At 73.8% G+C, this 17,634-nt stretch carries 13 protein-coding genes; 8 read left to right on the top strand and 5 right to left on the bottom strand.

Features of this window, described 5'->3' with window-relative positions; genetic code table 11:
* Window positions 1–2: 2 nt before the first annotated feature.
* Together BH708_RS00065 and BH708_RS00060 are read right to left on the bottom strand one after the other, a co-directional pair.
* On the bottom strand, window positions 3–3,293 hold the full coding sequence (locus tag BH708_RS00065; protein WP_076805575.1) for an ATP-dependent DNA helicase: 3,291 nt from the start codon (window positions 3,291–3,293) through the stop codon (window positions 3–5).
* The gene (locus BH708_RS00060) at window positions 3,290–6,475 is read right to left on the bottom strand and encodes a UrvD/REP family ATP-dependent DNA helicase (RefSeq protein ID WP_076805572.1); all 3,186 of its coding nucleotides are present in this window, start codon (window positions 6,473–6,475) and stop codon (window positions 3,290–3,292) included. Before BH708_RS00060 ends, BH708_RS00065 begins: the two co-directional genes overlap by 4 nt.
* A gap of 65 nt (window positions 6,476–6,540) precedes the next feature.
* Between BH708_RS00060 and BH708_RS00055 the strand changes: the two genes are divergently transcribed.
* From BH708_RS00055 to BH708_RS00040, 4 genes are all read left to right on the top strand, one after another.
* Window positions 6,541–7,260 (top strand): TetR/AcrR family transcriptional regulator, encoded by a 720-nt coding sequence (locus BH708_RS00055; RefSeq protein ID WP_253705417.1) that lies wholly within the window; start codon window positions 6,541–6,543, stop codon window positions 7,258–7,260.
* A gap of 57 nt (window positions 7,261–7,317) precedes the next feature.
* Window positions 7,318–7,539, top strand: coding sequence for a DUF3107 domain-containing protein (locus BH708_RS00050; protein ID WP_076805570.1), 222 nt, complete (start codon window positions 7,318–7,320; stop codon window positions 7,537–7,539).
* A gap of 6 nt (window positions 7,540–7,545) precedes the next feature.
* On the top strand, window positions 7,546–9,207 hold the full coding sequence (locus BH708_RS00045; protein WP_076805568.1) for a metallophosphoesterase: 1,662 nt from the start codon (window positions 7,546–7,548) through the stop codon (window positions 9,205–9,207).
* Window positions 9,208–9,273: 66 nt separating this feature from the next.
* Window positions 9,274–10,914: a DEAD/DEAH box helicase gene (locus tag BH708_RS00040; protein WP_076805566.1), complete on the top strand. Its 1,641-nt coding sequence runs from the start codon at window positions 9,274–9,276 to the stop codon at window positions 10,912–10,914.
* Between the two features lie 62 nt (window positions 10,915–10,976).
* Here the strand turns inward: BH708_RS00040 and BH708_RS00035 are convergent, their stop codons facing one another.
* Together BH708_RS00035 and BH708_RS00030 are read right to left on the bottom strand one after the other, a co-directional pair.
* The gene (locus tag BH708_RS00035) at window positions 10,977–11,606 is read right to left on the bottom strand and encodes a MarC family protein (protein ID WP_076805564.1); all 630 of its coding nucleotides are present in this window, start codon (window positions 11,604–11,606) and stop codon (window positions 10,977–10,979) included.
* Window positions 11,603–12,463: a PHP domain-containing protein gene (locus BH708_RS00030; protein WP_076805562.1), complete on the bottom strand. Its 861-nt coding sequence runs from the start codon at window positions 12,461–12,463 to the stop codon at window positions 11,603–11,605. The genes BH708_RS00035 and BH708_RS00030 overlap by 4 nt, the downstream gene beginning before the upstream one ends.
* Window positions 12,464–12,500: 37 nt before the next feature.
* Here BH708_RS00030 and BH708_RS00025 point away from each other — a divergent pair, with 37 nt between their 5' ends.
* The 4 genes from BH708_RS00025 to BH708_RS00010 are packed head-to-tail and all read left to right on the top strand — an operon-like array spanning window position 12,501 to window position 17,135.
* Window positions 12,501–14,030 (top strand): aminopeptidase P family protein, encoded by a 1,530-nt coding sequence (locus BH708_RS00025; protein WP_076805560.1) that lies wholly within the window; start codon window positions 12,501–12,503, stop codon window positions 14,028–14,030.
* A complete protein-coding gene (locus BH708_RS00020) occupies window positions 14,027–15,355 on the top strand; it encodes a magnesium transporter MgtE N-terminal domain-containing protein (protein ID WP_076805558.1) in 1,329 nt (442 codons plus the stop codon). The genes BH708_RS00025 and BH708_RS00020 overlap by 4 nt, the downstream gene beginning before the upstream one ends.
* 2 nt (window positions 15,356–15,357) lie before the next feature.
* On the top strand, window positions 15,358–15,984 hold the full coding sequence (locus tag BH708_RS00015; protein WP_076805556.1) for a DUF1003 domain-containing protein: 627 nt from the start codon (window positions 15,358–15,360) through the stop codon (window positions 15,982–15,984).
* The gene (locus tag BH708_RS00010; protein ID WP_076805554.1) at window positions 15,981–17,135 is read left to right on the top strand and encodes an Mrp/NBP35 family ATP-binding protein; all 1,155 of its coding nucleotides are present in this window, start codon (window positions 15,981–15,983) and stop codon (window positions 17,133–17,135) included. Before BH708_RS00015 ends, BH708_RS00010 begins: the two co-directional genes overlap by 4 nt.
* Before the next feature lie 39 nt (window positions 17,136–17,174).
* Here BH708_RS00010 and BH708_RS00005 read toward each other — a convergent pair whose 3' ends face one another.
* Window positions 17,175–17,585 carry a twin-arginine translocase TatA/TatE family subunit gene (locus BH708_RS00005; protein ID WP_076805553.1) on the bottom strand — a complete coding sequence of 137 codons (411 nt, stop codon included), beginning with the start codon at window positions 17,583–17,585 and terminating at the stop codon, window positions 17,175–17,177.
* Window positions 17,586–17,634: the final 49 nt, after the last annotated feature.

Raw genomic sequence — 17,634 nt, 5'->3', positions numbered from 1 at the left:
CCTCACCCCCCGGTGAGCATCGCCGCGATCTTCTCCCGGGAGGGGTGGCGGCGCACCTCGTGGGTGATCCCGTCGGCCACGAAGTGGAAGGCGGTCCGGATCCTGCCCAGCGGCAGCCCGGTGCTCTCGTGCCAGGCCAGACGGTACAGCGACAGCTGCAGCGCGCGCTCGCGCAGCTGGGTGGGACGCGGCACCCTCCCCGTCTTCCAGTCCACGATGATCACGCCGCCGCTGTCGGGGTCGGGGAAGACCGCATCGATCACGCCGCGCACCGCGATCCGGCCCACCCGGGTCTGCACCGGGCGCTCGACCGCGATCGGGGTGCGGTCGGCCCACGCAGAGGCGGCGAAGGCCTCCCGCAGCGCGAGATCCTCACCGCCGCCTTCGGCATCGGGGTCCGCGCGGTCGGCCAGGTCCGCCAGATCCTCGAGGTCCACCAGGGCCCGGCTGTCGTACCGGGACTCGAGCCAGGCGTGGAAGGCGGTGCCGCGGGCCGCTGCCGCGGACGGGCGGCGCGGCAGCGGGCGCAGCAGCTCGATCGCCGCATCCTGCGGATCGCGGGCCTGGTGGACCACCTGGGAGGCCGACAGCCGCGGCGGGGAGTGCACGGCCGCAGGCGCGCTCTGCTGCTCGAGGTCCGCGATGGTCCGTCGCACGGTCTCGGCGAGCGCCGGATCGCTCGCCGCCAGGTCCTCGGGCGCAGGGTCCTCCTCCGCCGCTCTCAGCAGCTCCGCGGCGCGGCGGCGGGCCCGCTCCGCCTCGCCCTCCGGCGGGGGCCACTGCGCTCGGGGTCGCTCGGCCTCCATCGGGTTCTCCTCGGGCACCTCGTCCGCGGTGCAGAAGCGCTCCGGCACCAGCGGTGCGGCCTCGACGAGATAGCGCGAGCGGGGGCGGGCAGAGGCCAGGCCGGTGCGCCAGGCGGCGGAGGTCAGCAGCAGACGGCGACGGGCCCGGGTGACCGCGACGTACATCAGGCGACGGTCCTCGCGCAGCGACTCCTCGCCCTGCGCGAAGCGGTACTGCTCGATCAGGCCCTCGGCATCGACCTGCGTGTCCGCCTCGGCCCAGGCCAGCTCCGGCAGCGTGTCCGCGTCGCCGCGCAGCGCCGTGGGCACGGAGGCGGAGGCCAGTCCCGCGAGCCAGCCACCGGCCGGGACCCGCACCCGCCCGGTCTCGTCGGTCTTCGCACGGCGCAGATCGTAGGAGGGCACGGAGCCCTCGGTGAGCCCGGCCACGGCCACCAGGTCCCACTCCAGACCCTTCGCGGAGTGCATCGTCACGATGGTCACGGCGGCATCCGCGTCCTCCTGCGCCTCCGGCTCGGGCGCTGCGGTGACGGCCAGGCCCGCCTCCTCGTCCTCGCTGATCTCCAGCAGGTCGAGATAGGCCCCGAGGCCTCCGCGCCGGGCGGTGCGATCGAAGGCGGCCGCGTGGTCGCGCAGCGCCTCGAGGTCGGCCAGGGCCCGGGAGGAGGGGTCGTGGGCGAGCAGGGTCAGGTCCACGTCCAGCAGCCGCACGGCGGCGGTGATGAGGTCCGGCAGCGGCAGGGGCAGCAGGCGCCGCATCTCGCGCAGCATCTGCTGGACCTGCTCCAGCCGGGCACGGCCGGTGGCGGACAGGGCGCGCCCGGAGGGATCGGTCCAGTCCTGCGGCGGCAGGTCGTCGACCGCGTCGACGAGCGAGACGGTCTCGGCCTCGTCCTCACCGCCCGGGGCGGCGGCGCGGCGGCGCAGGCGCGAGCTCATCCGGTCCCGCCAGCGGCCCAGCACGGACAGATCGCGGGCCCCGAGGCGGATGCGCGGCCCGGTCAGCAGCCGCATCAGCGCATCACCGCGGCCGGGATCGTGGGCGCAGGCGAGGACGGCGCGGACGTCGGCCACCTCGGGGCGGTGCAGGAGGCCGCCGAGGCCGACCACGTGCGCCGGCAGGCCCGCGGCCTCGAGCCCCTCGACCAGGGCGGGGATCTGGCGGCGGGCGCGCACCAGCACGGCGGCCGACGCAGGGGCCTGATCGGGCGGGTCCTCGGCGCGACGCTCCCGGATCCAGGCCGCGATGGCCCGGGCCTCGGCCCGCTCGTCGGAGGCCTCGTGGATCTCGGCGGCCCCTTCCCCGGCGCCGGGCCGGGCCTGCAGCTCGGGGATGCTCAGAGCGGCATCGGCCTCGCGCAGCGGGCCGGCGAGCGTGTTGGCGACGGCCAGGACCGCCTCGTCGTTGCGCCAGGAGGTCGACAGGGTGCGCTGCAGCACGGGCTGCTCGGCGGTGGCGAAGGAGGCGGCGAAGCCGGCCAAGGAGGCGGCCGAGGCCCCGCGCCAGCCGTAGATCGCCTGCTGTGGGTCGCCGACGGCACAGGCGGCGTGCCCGGGGCCGAAGAGGTCGGTGAGCATCCGCAGCTGCGCGACCGAGGTGTCCTGGAACTCGTCCAGCAGCACCACGCGATGCATGCGGCGGGCGAGCCGGCCCGCGTCGGGCACCTCGCGGGCGATCCGGGCGGCGAGGGAGACCTGGTCGGCGAAGTCGAGGGCGGAGCTGTCGGTGCGGACCTCGGCGAAGCGCTCCAGCAGGGGGATCAGCGCGAGCCTCGACTCGAGCGCCGTGAGCACCGAGGCGACGGCCTTGGGGGTGGTCCGGCGCCGCCCTTCGACCTGCAGCGGGATGTGGGAGAGGTGATCGCGGATCTCGGCGAGGTGGACGCGCAGCTGCTCGGGTGTGACGAGGTGGTCGGCGATCGAGGAGGTCAGCGACAGCAGAGCGGCGGTGAGCGTGGCCGGGGACGCCTCGAGGTCCAGGGAGTCGTCCCAGCCCTCGACGATCTCGTGGGCGAGCTGCCAGGAGGCCGAGGTGGACATCATGGTCAGCTCGGGATCGATGCCGACGGCGAGGGCGTGCTCGCGCACCAGGTCGAGGGCGAAGCCGTTGTAGGTGTGGACCAGGGGGCGCTGGCCGACCAGCTCGTCGCCCCCGCGCTCGAGGCCCGGCGGCAGCGCGAGCCCTTCGGCGCGCAGCGCCGTGGCCAGGGCGGCCAGGCGCGCGGTGATGCGGGCCGACAGCTCGTGGGCGGCCTTGCGGGTGAAGGTCAGGCCCAGCACCTGCCGCGGCTCGATCACCCCGTTGGCGATCAGCCAGACCACGCGGGAGGCCATGGTCTCGGTCTTTCCGGAGCCGGCGCCCGCGACCACCAGCATCGGCGCCAGCGGCGCCTCGATGACGGCCGTCTGCTCCTCGGTGGGCGGGGGCTGCTCGAGCAGGGCCGCGAGGCGGGCGGCGCTGAGCGGGGTGGGGCCGGTCCGGCTCACAGCTGGTCTCCTTCGGGTTGCAGCGGGCAGCTGCCGCGCACCGCGCAGCGGGAGCAGTGGGCGTTCAGCCGCGCGGTGACCCGGCGGCCCGAGACGTCGCGGGAGACCTGGGCGACGAGGTCGTCGAACCAGGCGGGATCCTCCGCCCGGGACAGGGCGCCCTGGCTGCGCACGGCCGCCTTCTTCGCGCCGGTGCCGACGTAGACCAGCTGGGCGCCGTTCAGCCGCTGCGGGGCGTCCTCGCCGAGCTCCTCGGCCAGCGCGCCCTCGCGCACGGCGGCCTGGTAGGCGGCCAGCTGCAGGTCGCCCTCCGCCGCGGCGGCGGACTTGGGGCTGCGGCCGGTCTTGAGGTCGACCACGCGCAGTCCGCTCGCGTCGCCCTCGATCCGGTCGATGCTGCCGCGCAGGCGCACCCGCCCGAGCTCGACCTCGAAGGGGGCCTCGACCGCGAGCGGCTCCCCGGCCGAGCGCAGGTGCTCGGCGAGCAGCAGCGCCGCGTCCTCGGCGCGTCGCACCCGGCGCCTGCCGGACCAGGTCTCGGTGCCGGGGACGGAGCGGATCAGCGTGGCCAGCTCCTCCAGCAGGTCGTCGGGACCGTCCTCGGGGCCGCGCGGGTGGACCTGGGCGAGGTGGTGCAGGGCGGTGCCGATGAGCTGGGCGGGGCCCCCGGAGCGGGTGCCGCCCGCCCGCTCCATCAGCCAGGACTGCGGGCAGTCCACGGCGCGCTCGAGGGCCGACGGGGACAGGGCGATGGTCGCGTCCTCATCGTGCAAGGGCTCGAGGCTGCTGGGGTCCTGGTGGTACCAGCGCTCGGGGTCCGTGCCGGGGGCTCCGGCGCGCGCCAGCGCGTCCAGGGCGAGGGCCGCCTCGCGGGAGCGGCGGGGGTCCTCCTCGCGCAGTCGCGCCCGCAGCGCGGCCACCAGGGACCGCACATCGGGGGCGGGGCCCGGGTCTCCCCTCAGGTCCTCCGGGGCGATCCACGGCTCCCCGGCCCCCTCGGCCAGCGCCGAGAGCGCCTCGTGCAGGGCGGAGGGCTCGAGCTGCTCGTCCTGGACGGCGGTGATCAGCACTCGGGTGCGGGCCCGGGACAGAGCGCTGACGGCGAGGCGCAGCTCGTCGGCGATCACCTGCTCGCGCTGGAGCGCGCGCAGCGATTCGGGGTCGGCGGGCAGCTCGGTGCCGGCGCGGGCGCCGGCCAGCAGCGAGAGCTCGGCGGCGCCGAACAGGGTCGAGCGCAGGCGCAGGTCCGGCCAGGCTCCCTCCTGGACGCGGGCGAGCACGACGGTGTCGCGGTGCTCCCCGGCGAGCTGGGCGGGGGTGAGCACGGCGAGGCGGCCGCGCGGGGCGGCGGAGGGGGCGAGCGTGTCCTCGACGACGGCCTGGGCGCGGATCTGCTCGACGAGATCCAGGGCCCCGGCGCCGGGGCGGCGGTCGGTGAGCCGCTCCGCGGCGGCGAACAGCTCCAGCAGGGCGTCCAGACGGGACCCGGCCATCCGGGAGCGCGCCCCGTCGACGTCGCCGGGCGCACCGAGGGCGGCGCGACGCCAGCCTCCGGCGAGCCCCGAGGCGTCCCAGGCATGCCACAGGACCTGGTCGGCGGCCTCCTGGCGGTGCTCCCGCACGGCGCGGATCATGGCGCGCAGCCGGTGCACGGGGGCCGCGGCGCGGTCACGGGCCCCCTGCTCGGGCAGGCCGGGGGCCTCCTCGTCCACGAGCGCGCGGGCCAGCAGCTGCTCGCTCGGGGTCTCCGCCTCGGGGTCGGCGGCGCGGTGAGCGCCCAGCAGCAGGCGACGGATGCGGCGCAGTCGCAGGGTGTCGGCATCACCGAAGGGGCCCCGCAGCAGCTGGGAGGCGACCCCGGGATCGACAGCGGCCCCGTCCCCTGCGCAGCCCAGCTCGAGGATGGTCATCAGGTCGGCGATCGCGGGCACCTCGCGCAGCGGCTGCGGGCGGCGCGGCGTGCGCACCGGCAGTCCGGTGCGGGAGAGAAGGTCCGCGACGTCGGCGACAGCGGCTCCGGAGCGGCACACCACGGCCATGTCGTCATAGTCGACCCCCTCGCGGTGGTGGAGATCGCGCAGTGCGGAGCCGATCAGGCGGGCCTCGTCCAGCGGGTCCTCCGCCTCCAATACCGCCAGGCCCCGCCCCGGCGCGGCCCGCGGGCGGCGCGACGCGATGCTCGAACCGGACAGCGGCAGCCTCCCTCGCAGGGAGTCGACGGCCGCGACGAGCCCGGGACCGGAGGCGTGAGCGCCCTCCAGCGTCACCTCGGAGAGCGGACGGGGCAGGAGGCCGCGCAGCCGGTCCGCCGCGTCCGGGAGCGCTCCGCGGAAGGTGTCCACGGAGGTGTCGGGGCTGTTGCACAGCAGGACGGTCGCCCCGGACGCGGCGAGAGCGGCGACCAGGGCGATCCCGGCGGAGGTGAGGTCCTGGGCGTCGTCGACCACCACGGTGCGGAACGGCGGCGGGGTCCGGGGGTCCTCGAGCAGTCCGGCGGCGCGCCGGACCAGACCGCCCGAGTCGAGTCGGGGCCCGGCGTCGAGGGCGGCGGAGGCCTCCAGGTCCAGCACGCCGAGGTAGTCGCGCAGGATCGCGGCGGCGTCGATCCAGGCCGGTCGGGCCCGTTCGCGCCCCAGCTGATCGAGATCGCGGGGGGTCAGCCCCAGTTCGGTCGCCCGGGTGATGAGGTCGCGCAGCTCGGTGCGGAAGCCGGGCAGGGTGCGGGCTCCGGGGTCGGCCTCGAGGGACCAGCTCTCGCGGTCGGCGATCAGCTCGGCCAGCAGGGCGTCCTGCTCGGCGCCGGTGACCAGGGTGGGTTCGCCGAGGCCGCGGGCGAGGGCGTCGGCGCGCAGGAGCGCATGGCCCAGGGCGGGCGGCGTCATCGCCCGGGCGTCCCCGGAGCCATGGACGGCCAGGGCGTCGCGCAGGCGGCCGGCGGCCAGGCGGCGCGGGGCCAGCAGCAGCGTGTCGGACCCGGCCGCGGCCGCGGTCGCCAGGGCCAGGGCGGTGCGCCCGCTGCCGGGCCCGCCGTGCACGAGCACGTCCGTCCCCGCCAGGACCAGGTCCCGCGCGGAGCGCTGGGATGCATCGAGCGCGTCCGGGGCGAGCACCTCAGGCAGGGCCGCCAGGTCGGGCCCGAGCAGACGGATCCCCTCGCCCGTCCCGGTGCCGTCGCCTCGCATAGGTCCATTCCACCTCACCGGGGTGACGGACGGGGGCCACCACGCGGCGGCGACGGAGCGGTAGAGTGCTGTGGATCACCGCGCTCCGTCATCTGCCCGTCATCTGCGAGGAGGCCGACGCCATGTCGCCGCCATCGACCCCCCGGATGCCCCGCGCGCAGCGGCGCACCCAATTGCTCGAGCTCGCCGCCCGTGTGTTCACGCAGAACGGTTTCCAGGGGACGAGCATGGACGACATCGCCTTCGCCGCCGGAGTCACCAAACCGGTCCTCTACCAGCACTTCTCCTCCAAGGAGACGCTGTACGTCGAGGTCATCGACATCATCGCCGAGCAGATGTTCGACGAGGTGCGCGAGATCGGCTCCTTCGACGGGGACACCCGAGGGCGCGTCCGCCACGGGCTCGAGCGCTTCTACCAGCTGATCTCGCTCGAGAACGCGCTGCGGCTGTTCACCGGCAACGAGCCGGTCTCCGAGACCGTCCAACGGCGCGCCGACGCGGTGCTGGACCGGATGGCGGTCGAGCTGGCCGGGGTGCTGGCCGCGTCCCGCCGGATGAGCACCGCCGAGTCCCGGGTCATCGGCCGCGGGCTGATCGCCGCCACCCAGTCCACCGCCCGGCTGCTCCACGAGGCCGCCGACGACGCCGAGCGCGAGGAGATCCTCGAGGTCATGACCGCGTTCATGGTGCACGGCCTGACGGGCTTCACCCCGCTGGAGAGCCCTCGGGTCCTCGGCACCGTGCTGGGGGCGGACGGCACCGCGCACCCCGGGTCCGACGGGTAGACTTCCCTCGCCCCGCACTGCTCATCCCGCCTGTTCGGCGGAGGGAAGGACATCGCCATGGAGATCCGCATCGGCATCCAGCACTCGCCCCGCGAGATCGTCATCGAGTCCGAGGAGAAGACCGAGGAGCTGCTGGAGCGACTCAACGCAGCCGTCGCCGACGGCTCCCCCGTCACCCTCGTCGACGACAAGGGTCGCACCGTGCTGATCCCCGGGGCGAAGGTGGCCTTCGCGGAGATCTCCACCGAGGAGCCCCGCCGCGTCGGCTTCCTCGGCTGATGCTCCGTGAGCGCCGCTGAGAGCTCGCCCGAGGCGGCCGAGGAGTCCGCCGCGCAGCGGCGTCGGCGCCGGGTCCGTCGGGGCCGGGCGCTGCACATCACGACCACCGCCGTGGTCGCCCTGCTGGGAGCGGTCATCGGCATCCTGCTGGTGCCCGCCACCCGGGTCGACGTCGGCCCGCTGACCGCGAGCGTGCACCTGCGCCCCTCGTTCTCCTCCCAGACGGTGCTGCTGCTGCCGCCGGTGGGTGAGGTCGCCTTCGACACCCATGCCGCCCCGGTGCGCATCGAGGCTCGCGTCCAGGGCGTGGACATCGACAAGGCCGAGGCGCTGTTCTACTCCGACACCGGCCTCACCGAGCTCACGCGGTCCGCTCCCGAGGCGCTCACCGCCGCCGCCGCCAAGAACGCCGTGCTGAACGCGCTGTTCGCGGCGGCCGGGGCGGGGCTCGCCGTCGGCCTCACGTTCCGTCGCCTCCGGCGCGCCCTGATCGCGGGAGGCAGCGCCGTCGCGATGGTCGGGGTATCGGTGGTGGTCACCTCGGTGACCTTCCGGCCCGACTCCCTGTACCAGCCCACGTTCGACGGCCTGCTCTCCCAGGCCGCCTATGTCGCCGACATCGGCCAGGCCACGGTCGCCGACTACCAGAGCTATCGGGACACGCTCGCCCAGTTCGTCGGCCAGGTCTCCGCGCTGTACATCGCGGCCGACTCGCTGCCGGTGGGGCTGAGCGAGGAGAACCTGGTCACCGTGCTGCACGTCTCCGACATCCACGACAACCCCCAGGCCTACGACGTCATCGAGCAGCTGCACACGCAGTTCGCGATCGATCTGGTCATCGACACCGGCGACATCGTCTCCTGGGGCACTCCGCTGGAGACCGAGCAGCTCAGCGTCATCGGCGAGCTGGACGTCCCCTACGTGTACATCAGCGGCAACCATGACGGCTCCTCGGCGGCCGCGACCATCGACGCCCAGCCCAATGCGACCGTCCTGGACAACGAGGTCGTCGAGATCGAGGGGCTGACCATCGCCGGGATCGGCGACCCCCGCTTCGCGGCCGACGACGACTCCGACACCACCGGCTGGCAGGCCGGCAAGGACGCGGTGGAGGCGAGCGGGTTCCAGCTCGGCGACACGATCACCGCCTACGACGAGGAACATCCCGAGACGCCCGTCGACCTCGCTCTGATCCATGATCCCACCCAGCCCGCGGGCCTGGAGGGGCGCGTGCCGATGGTGCTCTCGGGGCACATGCACACCTCGAAGGTCGAGCTGGACCGCGACGGCTCGGGCACCGACTGGCTGACCGTCGGCTCCACCGGCGGGGCCCTGGCCTCCGGGGGCGTGGCCCCGGTGCTGCAGGGCGACTCCCCGCTGGACCTGGCCGCCCGCATGCTCTACATCGACCGCACCACCGGGCGCCTGGTCGCCTACGACGACATCGTCATGGGCGGCCTGGGACTGGTGTCGGTCTCGATCCAGCGCACCCAGGTGGAATCCGACCAGCCGCCGCTGGAGGTGCCCGACGGGGCCGAGACCCCCGAGGCCCCGATCCCCTCCGAGCAGGAGGTCGAGCCGGGCGAGGGGCTGCCGGACGAGGATCGCGTCACCCCGACGGCCCCGAGCAGCCCGCTGCCCGAGGTCAGCGACGGAGGCGAGGGCTGACCTCCCGGCCCCCGCCGCGCCGGGGGCTACCATGGCTAGGACTACCCATGATCAGAGAGTTGAACGGTGCCTGAAACCATCCCGCACACCGAGGAGGCCGCGTCGGCCTCCCCCGCCGTCGAGCAGAGCTCCGGCACCCCCGAGCAGACCTTCGCCGATTTCGACGTCCGTGAGGACATCGTCGAGGCGCTCGCGTCCAAGGGGATCATCCATCCGTTCCCGATCCAGTCGATGACCCTGCCGATCGCCCTGCGCGGCCGCGACATCATCGGCCAGGCCAAGACCGGCACGGGCAAGACCCTCGGCTTCGGCATCCCGCTGCTGCAGGCGGCCGTCGCCCCCGGGGAGGACAACCCCGACGGCCGTCCGATCGGCACGCCGCAGGCACTCGTGGTCCTGCCCACCCGCGAGCTCGCCGTGCAGGTCGCCACGGACCTCCAGACGGCCTCGGCGAAGCGCCCCGTGCGCATCCTGACCGTCTACGGCGGCCGCGCCTACGAACCGCAGATCGAGGCCCTCGAGAAGGGTGTCGAGGTGGTCGTGGGCACCCCCGGGCGCTTGATCGACCTCATGCGCCAGAAGTACCTGGACCTGTCCCAGGTGCGCACCGCGGTGCTCGACGAGGCCGACGAGATGCTCGACCTCGGCTTCCTCGAGGACATCGAGAAGCTGCTGCAGGCGGTGCCGACCACGCGCCAGACCATGCTGTTCTCCGCGACGATGCCCGGACCGATCATGGCCCTGGCCCGTCGTTTCATGAGCCGGCCCACCCATATCCGGGCGCACGACCCGAACGACGGCGCACGCACCAAGGCCGACATCAAGCAGGTCGTCTACCGTGCCCACCAGCTCGACAAGATCGAGGTCATGGCCCGGGTGCTCCAGGCCCGCGGGCGCGGGCTGACGATCATCTTCATGCGCACCAAGCGCCAGGCGGACCGGGTGGCGGGCGACCTCGCCGACCGCGGCTTCGCCGCCGCCCCGCTGCACGGGGACCTCGGTCAGGGTGCCCGCGAGCAGGCGCTGCGCGCCTTCCGCAACGGCAAGATCGACGTGCTCGTGGCCACCGACGTCGCCGCCCGCGGCATCGACGTGACCGATGTCACCCACGTGGTGAACTGGAACTGCCCGGACGACGACAAGACGTACCTGCACCGCACGGGTCGCACCGGCCGCGCCGGCAAGAAGGGCACCGCGGTGACCTTCGTCGACTGGGAGGACCTGGCCCGCTGGGGGCTCATCGCCCGACAGCTGGGACTGGAGTCCGCCGAAGCCGTGGAGACCTACTCCACCTCGGAGCACCTCTTCACCGAGCTCGACATCCCCGCCGGGTCCAAGGGCACGCTGCCGAAGGACAAGCGCACCCGCGATGGTCTCGACGCGGAGAGGATCGAGGACCTCGGCGGCCCCGACCATGCCGGTCGGGGCGCTCGTGAGGACGGCCGCGGCGGGCGAGGCGGGCGCAGCGGCGGCCGCGACGGCGGCCGCGGCGACGCGCGTCGCGAGCGCCCCCAGCGCGGCGAGGGCGATGCCGAGCGTCCGCGCCGTCAGCGCAGCCGGTCCCGCACCCGGCGGGTGCACGGCGAAGTGGTCAGCGAGGAGACGACGAGCGGAGCCTCCTCCGAGGGATCCTCCTCGCCGCGTCGCCGCCGCTCCCGAGGGGGTCGCGGCCGCGGCGGCCGCTCCGGCGGCGGCCAGGAGGGCTGAGGGTCAGCACCGCAGAACGGACGACCGGCGCCCGGGATCCCCACGGATCCCGGGCGCCGGTCTCATCCGGCCACGATCCCCCACTCGGTGAGGAAGGCCCGCACGGCGTCGAAGATCATCTGGGTGCTGATCGCCGCCAGCAGGACGCCGGAGATGCGGGTGACCAGGGTGACCCCGCCGTCGCCGAGCACCCGGGCGATGACGCCCGCGAAGCGCATGGCGAGATACATGGTCACCGCGAGCAGGCCCATGGCCAGGACCAGGGAACCGATGCGGGCGGCCTCCCCGCCGGTCTGCTGCACGAAGAGCATCACGGCCACGATCGCGCCCGGACCGCCCAGCAGCGGGGTGCCCAGCGGCACCAGGGCCACGTTGACGCCCTCGCTCGCTCCCATCTCGTCCTCCTTGCCGGCCAGCAGCTGGAGGGCGACGATCAGCAGCAGCAGACCCCCGGAGAACTGCAGCGCCGGCAGCGAGATGTGCATGTACTCGAGGATGAACTGCCCGAACAGGGCGAACACGGAGATGATCAGCACCGCGACACCGACCGCGACCAGTGCTGCCCGTGACCGCTGCTTCGCGGTGAAGGTGCTGGTCAGCGAGAGGAAGATGGGGACGGTGCCCGGAGGGTCGATGATGACGAAGAGGGTGACGAACACTCCCGTGAGGAAGCTGAAGTCGACCAGGTTCACGGATGGATGACCTCGGTGCTGCTCGTGGCGCGGTGGGTGATCGCGGCCAGGACGTCCGGCTGCGTGAGGTTCTCCCCGAGCCGGTTGGGTTTGCCCGCGCCATGGTAGTCGCTGCCGCCCGTGATCAGCAGATCATGGGTGGTGGCGAAGTCCCGCAGCCGGGCGCGCTCGGTCTCGTCGTGCTCGCGATGATCGACCTCGATCCCGGCCAGCCCCGCGCCCACCATCTCCTCGAGCAGGTCCACGGGCAGGTCCGCGTCCCGGGTGACCGATCCGGGATGCGCCACGATCGCCACCCCGCCGGCCTCGCGGATCGCGCGCACGGCCTGCACCGGGCCCGGCGCGTAGTAGGGCACGTAGTACGGGCCCGAAGGACTCAGGATCTCCTCGAACGCCGCCGAACGATCCGGGATGGCCCCGCGGGCGACGAGGGCGTCGGCGATGTGCGGGCGCCCGATCACGGTCGTCTCCCCGGCGGCCTTGGCGCGCACGTCCTCCCAGGTGATCGGATGGTCGGCCGCGATCAGCTCGACCATGGAACGCGCCCGGTCGATCCGGGAGCGGCGGGCCCGCGCCATCTCCCGGGCCAGCTCGGAGTCCGCGTCGGACTCCACCAGCAGGGCGAGCACGTGGACGCTGAGGCTCTCGTGCTCGGCGGAGACCTCGATGCCGGGCACCACGGCGACCCCGGTCGCGGCGACGGCCCGCGGCAGCTCCGCCCAGCCGGCGATCGTGTCGTGATCGGTCAGGGCCAGCACGTCCAGCTGCGCCCGCCGGGCACGGTGCAGCAGCTCGTCGACACCGCACGTGCCGTCCGACCACGACGAATGGGTGTGCAGGTCGATGCGCTCACTCATAGGCCCAGGGTAGACCGCGGCGTGAGACCATCGAGGGGTGAGCACCGAGAACACCGACACCAGCCCCAAGGACCTCAGCAAGGACCTCGCCTCCCGCGGGGATTCGCGCAGCCAGCGCCCCACGAATGCGGCGTTCCGCGAGTTCATCGCCTCGGGCTGGGACGAGACCGTTCCGGACGCCGAGCGCCGCGCGGCCGCGGACGTCACGCCGGCCCGTCGAGACGCGCTGGTGCGCACGCTCGGGGCGACGCGGCTGGTGCTGCCGGCCGGGGTGCTGAAGGTCCGTTCCAACGACACGGACTATCCCTTCCGCCCGGACACGGCCTTCGCGTACTACGCGGGGCTGGGCACCGACGAGGAGCCCGACAGCGTGCTGGTCGTCGAGCCCTCGGCGGAGGATCCCGGACGGTCGGAGGCGGTCTACTTCTTCCGTCCCCGCGCCGGCTTCGACACCGCCGAGTTCTACGCCGACGCCCGCTACGGCGAGATGTGGGTGGGCCGCCGCCCGACCGTGGCCGAGGCCTCACAGCGCCTGGGCATCGAGGTGCGCCACATCGATGAGCTGCGCGACCATCTCGCCAAGGACGTCGGGGCGCAGCTGTCGCTGGCGATCATGCCGGGCGTGGACGCCGCCGTGGAGGCGATGGTCGACGAGATCCGCACCCAGAACGGCCTGCCGGGCGGGGACGAGGCCGCCGCGGCCCACGCCGCGCTGAAGGAGGCCGCCAGCGAGCAGCGGCTGGTCAAGGACGGCTACGAGATCGCTCAGATGCGGGAGGCGGTCGCCGCGACGATCCGCGGCTTCGAGGACGTCATCGGCCATCTGCCCGCGGCGGTCGACCATCCCCGCGGCGAGCGGATCATCGAGGGCGTCTTCGCGGCCACCGCACGAGCGGACGGCAACGGCGTCGGCTACGACACGATCGCCGCCGCCGGCGACCACGCCTGCACGCTGCACTGGATCCGCAACGACGGGCCCGTCCGCGCCGACGAACTGGTGCTGGTCGACGCCGGCGTCGAGGTCGACTCGCTGTACACCGCCGACGTCACCCGCACCCTGCCGGTCTCGGGCACCTTCTCCCCCGTCCAGCGCCGGGTCTACTCCGCCGTGCTGGAGGCGGCCGACGCGGCCTTCGCCGTGGCCCGTCCCGGGCTGCGCTTCCGCGAGCTGCACGCCGCGGCGATGGAGGTCCTCGCCGGCCACCTGGAGCAGTGGGGACTGCTGCCCGGCACCGCCGCGGAGTCCCTCGCCCCCGAGGGACAGTGGCACCGCCGCTGGATGCCGCACGGCACCAGCCATCACCTGGGCATGGACGTGCACGATTGCGCGCAGGCGCGCCGCGAGATGTATCTCGACGCGGAGCTGGAGCCCGGGATGGTCTTCACCATCGAGCCCGGTCTGTATTTCAAGGAGAACGATCTGCTGGTGCCCGAGGAGCTGCGCGGGATCGGCGTGCGCATCGAGGACGACGTCCTGGTGACCGCCGACGGCGTGGAGAACCTCTCGGCCGCCGCGCCCCGCCGCCCCGAGGACGTCGAGGCCTGGATGGCGGGCCTGCGGCGGTGAGCTCCTCCGCACAGCCGCGCTTCTACCCCGCGCGCCTGACCGGCACCACGGTCTTCGACCCGCTCGGGGACGTGGTGGCGACGGTGCGCGACGTCGTGGTGGTGCCGCAGGCGCGGGAGCCGGCGCGTGCCGTGGGCCTGGTGGTGGAGGTGGCGGCCAAGCGCCGCGTGTTCCTTCCCGTCACCCGGGTCACCGCGATCTCCCCGGGCCAGGTGATCTCCACCGGCGTGCTCAACGTGCGCCGCTTCGAGAAGCGCACCGGGGAGCTGCTGGTGATCGGCGATCTGCTGGACCGGGCGGTCACCCTCTCCGACGGCTCCGGCGAGGCGACGGTGCTGGACATCGCCCTGGACCAGGACCGGCACAAGGACTGGACGATCTCCCGTCTGCACCTGCGCCGTCGCCGCCGCGGCGGCCCCCTCGGCCGCCTGGTCTCGCGCGGGGAGACGATCACGGTCCCCGAGGCGGAGGTCGACGGGCTGTACGGCACGCAGGAGGAGCAGTCCGCGCACCTGCTGGCCGCTTCCTACCAGGACCTCAATCCCGCCGATCTCGGCGAGATCATCCAGGAGCTGGACTCCAAGCGGCGGATCGAGCTGGCCGGGGAACTGGCCGATGACCGTCTGGCCGACGTCCTCGGCGAGCTGCCGGAGGACGTCCGGGTCGAGGTCGTCACCGGCCTGGACTCCGCCCGCGCGGCGGACGTGCTCGACGTCATGGACCCCGACGACGCCGCCGACATCGTCGGCGAGCTGCCCGAGCAGGTCGCCGCTCAGCTGCTGGATCTGATGGCCCCGGAGGAGGCGGAGGACGTCCGCCGCCTGCTCGCCTACGACGAGTACACCGCCGGCGGCATGATGACCACGGAGCCGCTGGTCGTCGCCCCGGAGACCCCCGTGGCGCACTGCCTGGCGATGATCAGCCGGGAGGCGCTGCACGCGGCGCTCGCCTCGACGGTGCACGTGTGCCGCTCCCCGTTGGAGACCCCGACCGGTCGTCTGCTGGGCATCGTCCACTTCCAGCAGCTGCTGCGGGAGCGCCCGGACCGTCCCGTCGGCGAGATCCTCGACGCGGACAAGGTCGCCGTGCCGCCGACGGCCCCGCTGTCCGGCGTGACCCGGGAGATGGCCACCTACAACCTGGTCTCGATCCCGGTGATCGACGAGGACGGGCGCCTGCTGGGCGCGGTCACGGTCGACGACGTGCTGGACCACATGCTGCCCGACGACTGGCGCGAGCAGGACGAGCCGGTGCCGACCACCGGCCAGATCGACCTCTCGCAGATCGCCCGGGCCACCGCCCGTGACGACGCGAAGGAGGGCTGAGCATGGCCGAGCACCGTCCGCCGCCGCTCGACGACCCCGCGCCCCGGCGCCGCGCCCTGCTGCGCAACCCGCTGCGCGGCGACGCCTTCGGCCGCGGCGCCGAGGGCTTCGCCCGCATGATGGGTACCCCGGCCTTCCTGGTCGGGATGACCCTGTTCTGCGCGATCTGGCTGACCTGGAACTCGCTCGCTCCGGTCTCGGCACAGTTCGACCCGCGCGCGCTGAACTTCACCCTGCTGACGCTGATCCTGTCGCTGCAGGCCTCCTACGCGGCTCCCCTGCTGCTGCTCGCCCAGAACCGGCAGGACGACCGCGACCGCGTCCAGGCCGAGCAGGACCGCCAATCCAACGACCGCAACCATGCCACCACGGACTTCATCACCCGCGAGATCGCCTCGCTGCGCCTGGCGCTGAACGACGTCGCCACCCGCGACTTCGTGCGCGGCGAGCTGCGCGATCTGCTCGAGGACCTCGAGACCACCGATGAGACGTCCGCCGAGCGCGCCGGGACCGCCCCGGTCGACGCCGCCGACCTGCGCACCATCCTGCGCGAGGAGATCGAGGCGGTGCTGACCGAGCGGGAGCGCGCCGGCGCCCCCGACCGCCCGAAGGAGCAGAACGCACCGTGAGCACGACAGAGCGCCCAGAGCACACCACCGATGACCGCGTCGCCCGGATCCACGAGGCCCTGACGGCGGTGATCGACCCCGAGATCCACAAACCGATCACCGAGCTGGGGATGGTCGACGAGGTGAGCGTCGACGAGGACGGCACCGCCCGGGTCAGGGTGCTGCTGACCATCGAGGGCTGCCCGATGCGGGGTCGCATCGAGCGCGACACCGCCGAGGCGACCGCGACCGTGCCGGGGCTGAACCGGGTCGAGGTCGAGACGGGGTCCATGACCGAACAGCAGCGGCGCGCGCTGACCGCGCAGCTGCGCGAGGGACGCCGCGAGATCCCCTTCAACCAGCCCGGCTCGCTGACCCGAGTCTTCGCCGTCTCCTCCGGCAAGGGCGGGGTCGGCAAGTCCACGGTGACCGCGAATCTGGCGGCGGCGATGGCGGCGGACGGCCTGCGGGTGGGCGTCATCGACGCCGACATCCACGGCTTCTCGATGCCCGGTATGTTCGGCATCTCCGATCAGCCCACCAAGGTCTCCGACCTGCTGATGCCGCCGACGGCCCATGGCGTGGCGGTGATGAGCATCGGCATGTTCGTGCCCGAGGGGCAGGCCGTGGTGTGGCGCGGGCCCAAGATGCACCGGGCGATCGAGCAGTTCGCCTCCGACGTGTACTGGGGCGACCTCGACGTGCTGCTGCTGGACCTGCCACCGGGCACCGGGGACGTCGCGATCTCGGTCGCCCAACTGCTGCCGGGCGCGAAGATGGTCGTGGTGACGACGCCGCAGCAGTCGGCGGCCTCGGTCGCCGAGCGGGTCGGCTCGCTCGCCGCCTCGACCGAGCAGGAGATCGCCGGGGTGGTCGAGAACATGGCGGGGCTGACCCTGCCGGACGGCTCCGTGATGGACGTCTTCGGCACCGGGGGCGGTGACCGGGTGGCCGCGACCCTCGGCGAGGCCGTGGGCCACGACGTGCCGGTGCTGGGCCGGGTCGGCCTGGACCCGGCGCTGCGCGAGGGTTCCGATCAGGGGACGCCACTGGTCACCTCGGATCCGGACTCGCCGACCACGGCGGCGCTGCAGGGCATCGCCCGCTCGCTGGTGAACCGGCCGCGCGGCCTCGGGGGCATGAAGCTGCCGCTGAGCGTGGCGCGGAGCTGACAGCGGCCCCGAGCGGACAGCCGGCCGGTGCCGGACCGCTCAGGTGGCCTCGGGGTCGAAGGGCGCCCGCTTCGGGCCCTGACCCTTGGCGTCCTGTGCGCCCTTGCCGCCCTTCTTCCCGTGCGCGGCCTTCTTCGCGGCGCCGGCGGCCCCCGCGCCGGTGGCGATCGACAGCGATTCCTTGTCCGGCAGGAGCTCCTCGAGATCCGTGTCGCCCCAGGCCTCGCGGATGATGCGCCGGGGGTCGTACTGGCGGGGATCGTACTTGCGCAGATCCTCCATCGCGATGCCCATCTCGTCCTCGACGGTGGCCCGCGAGTCGTCGACCCAGCGTCGGGCCTGACGCACCCACTGCACGAGCTGCCGCGTGAGATCCGGGAGGCGCTGCGGGCCGACGACCACCAGGAACACGACCAGCAGGATGACGAACTCCCACCCGCCGAGTCCCATGAATCGGTGCCGCCCATGTCCCACCTGTACGCGTCGTCGACTGATCTGC

It is taken from the genome of Brachybacterium sp. P6-10-X1 (genome assembly GCF_001969445.1).
Classification (GTDB): Bacteria; Actinomycetota; Actinomycetes; order Actinomycetales; family Dermabacteraceae; genus Brachybacterium.
Note: the sequence above shows the minus strand (reverse complement) of the source record. Positions and strands in the feature narration are given on the sequence as shown.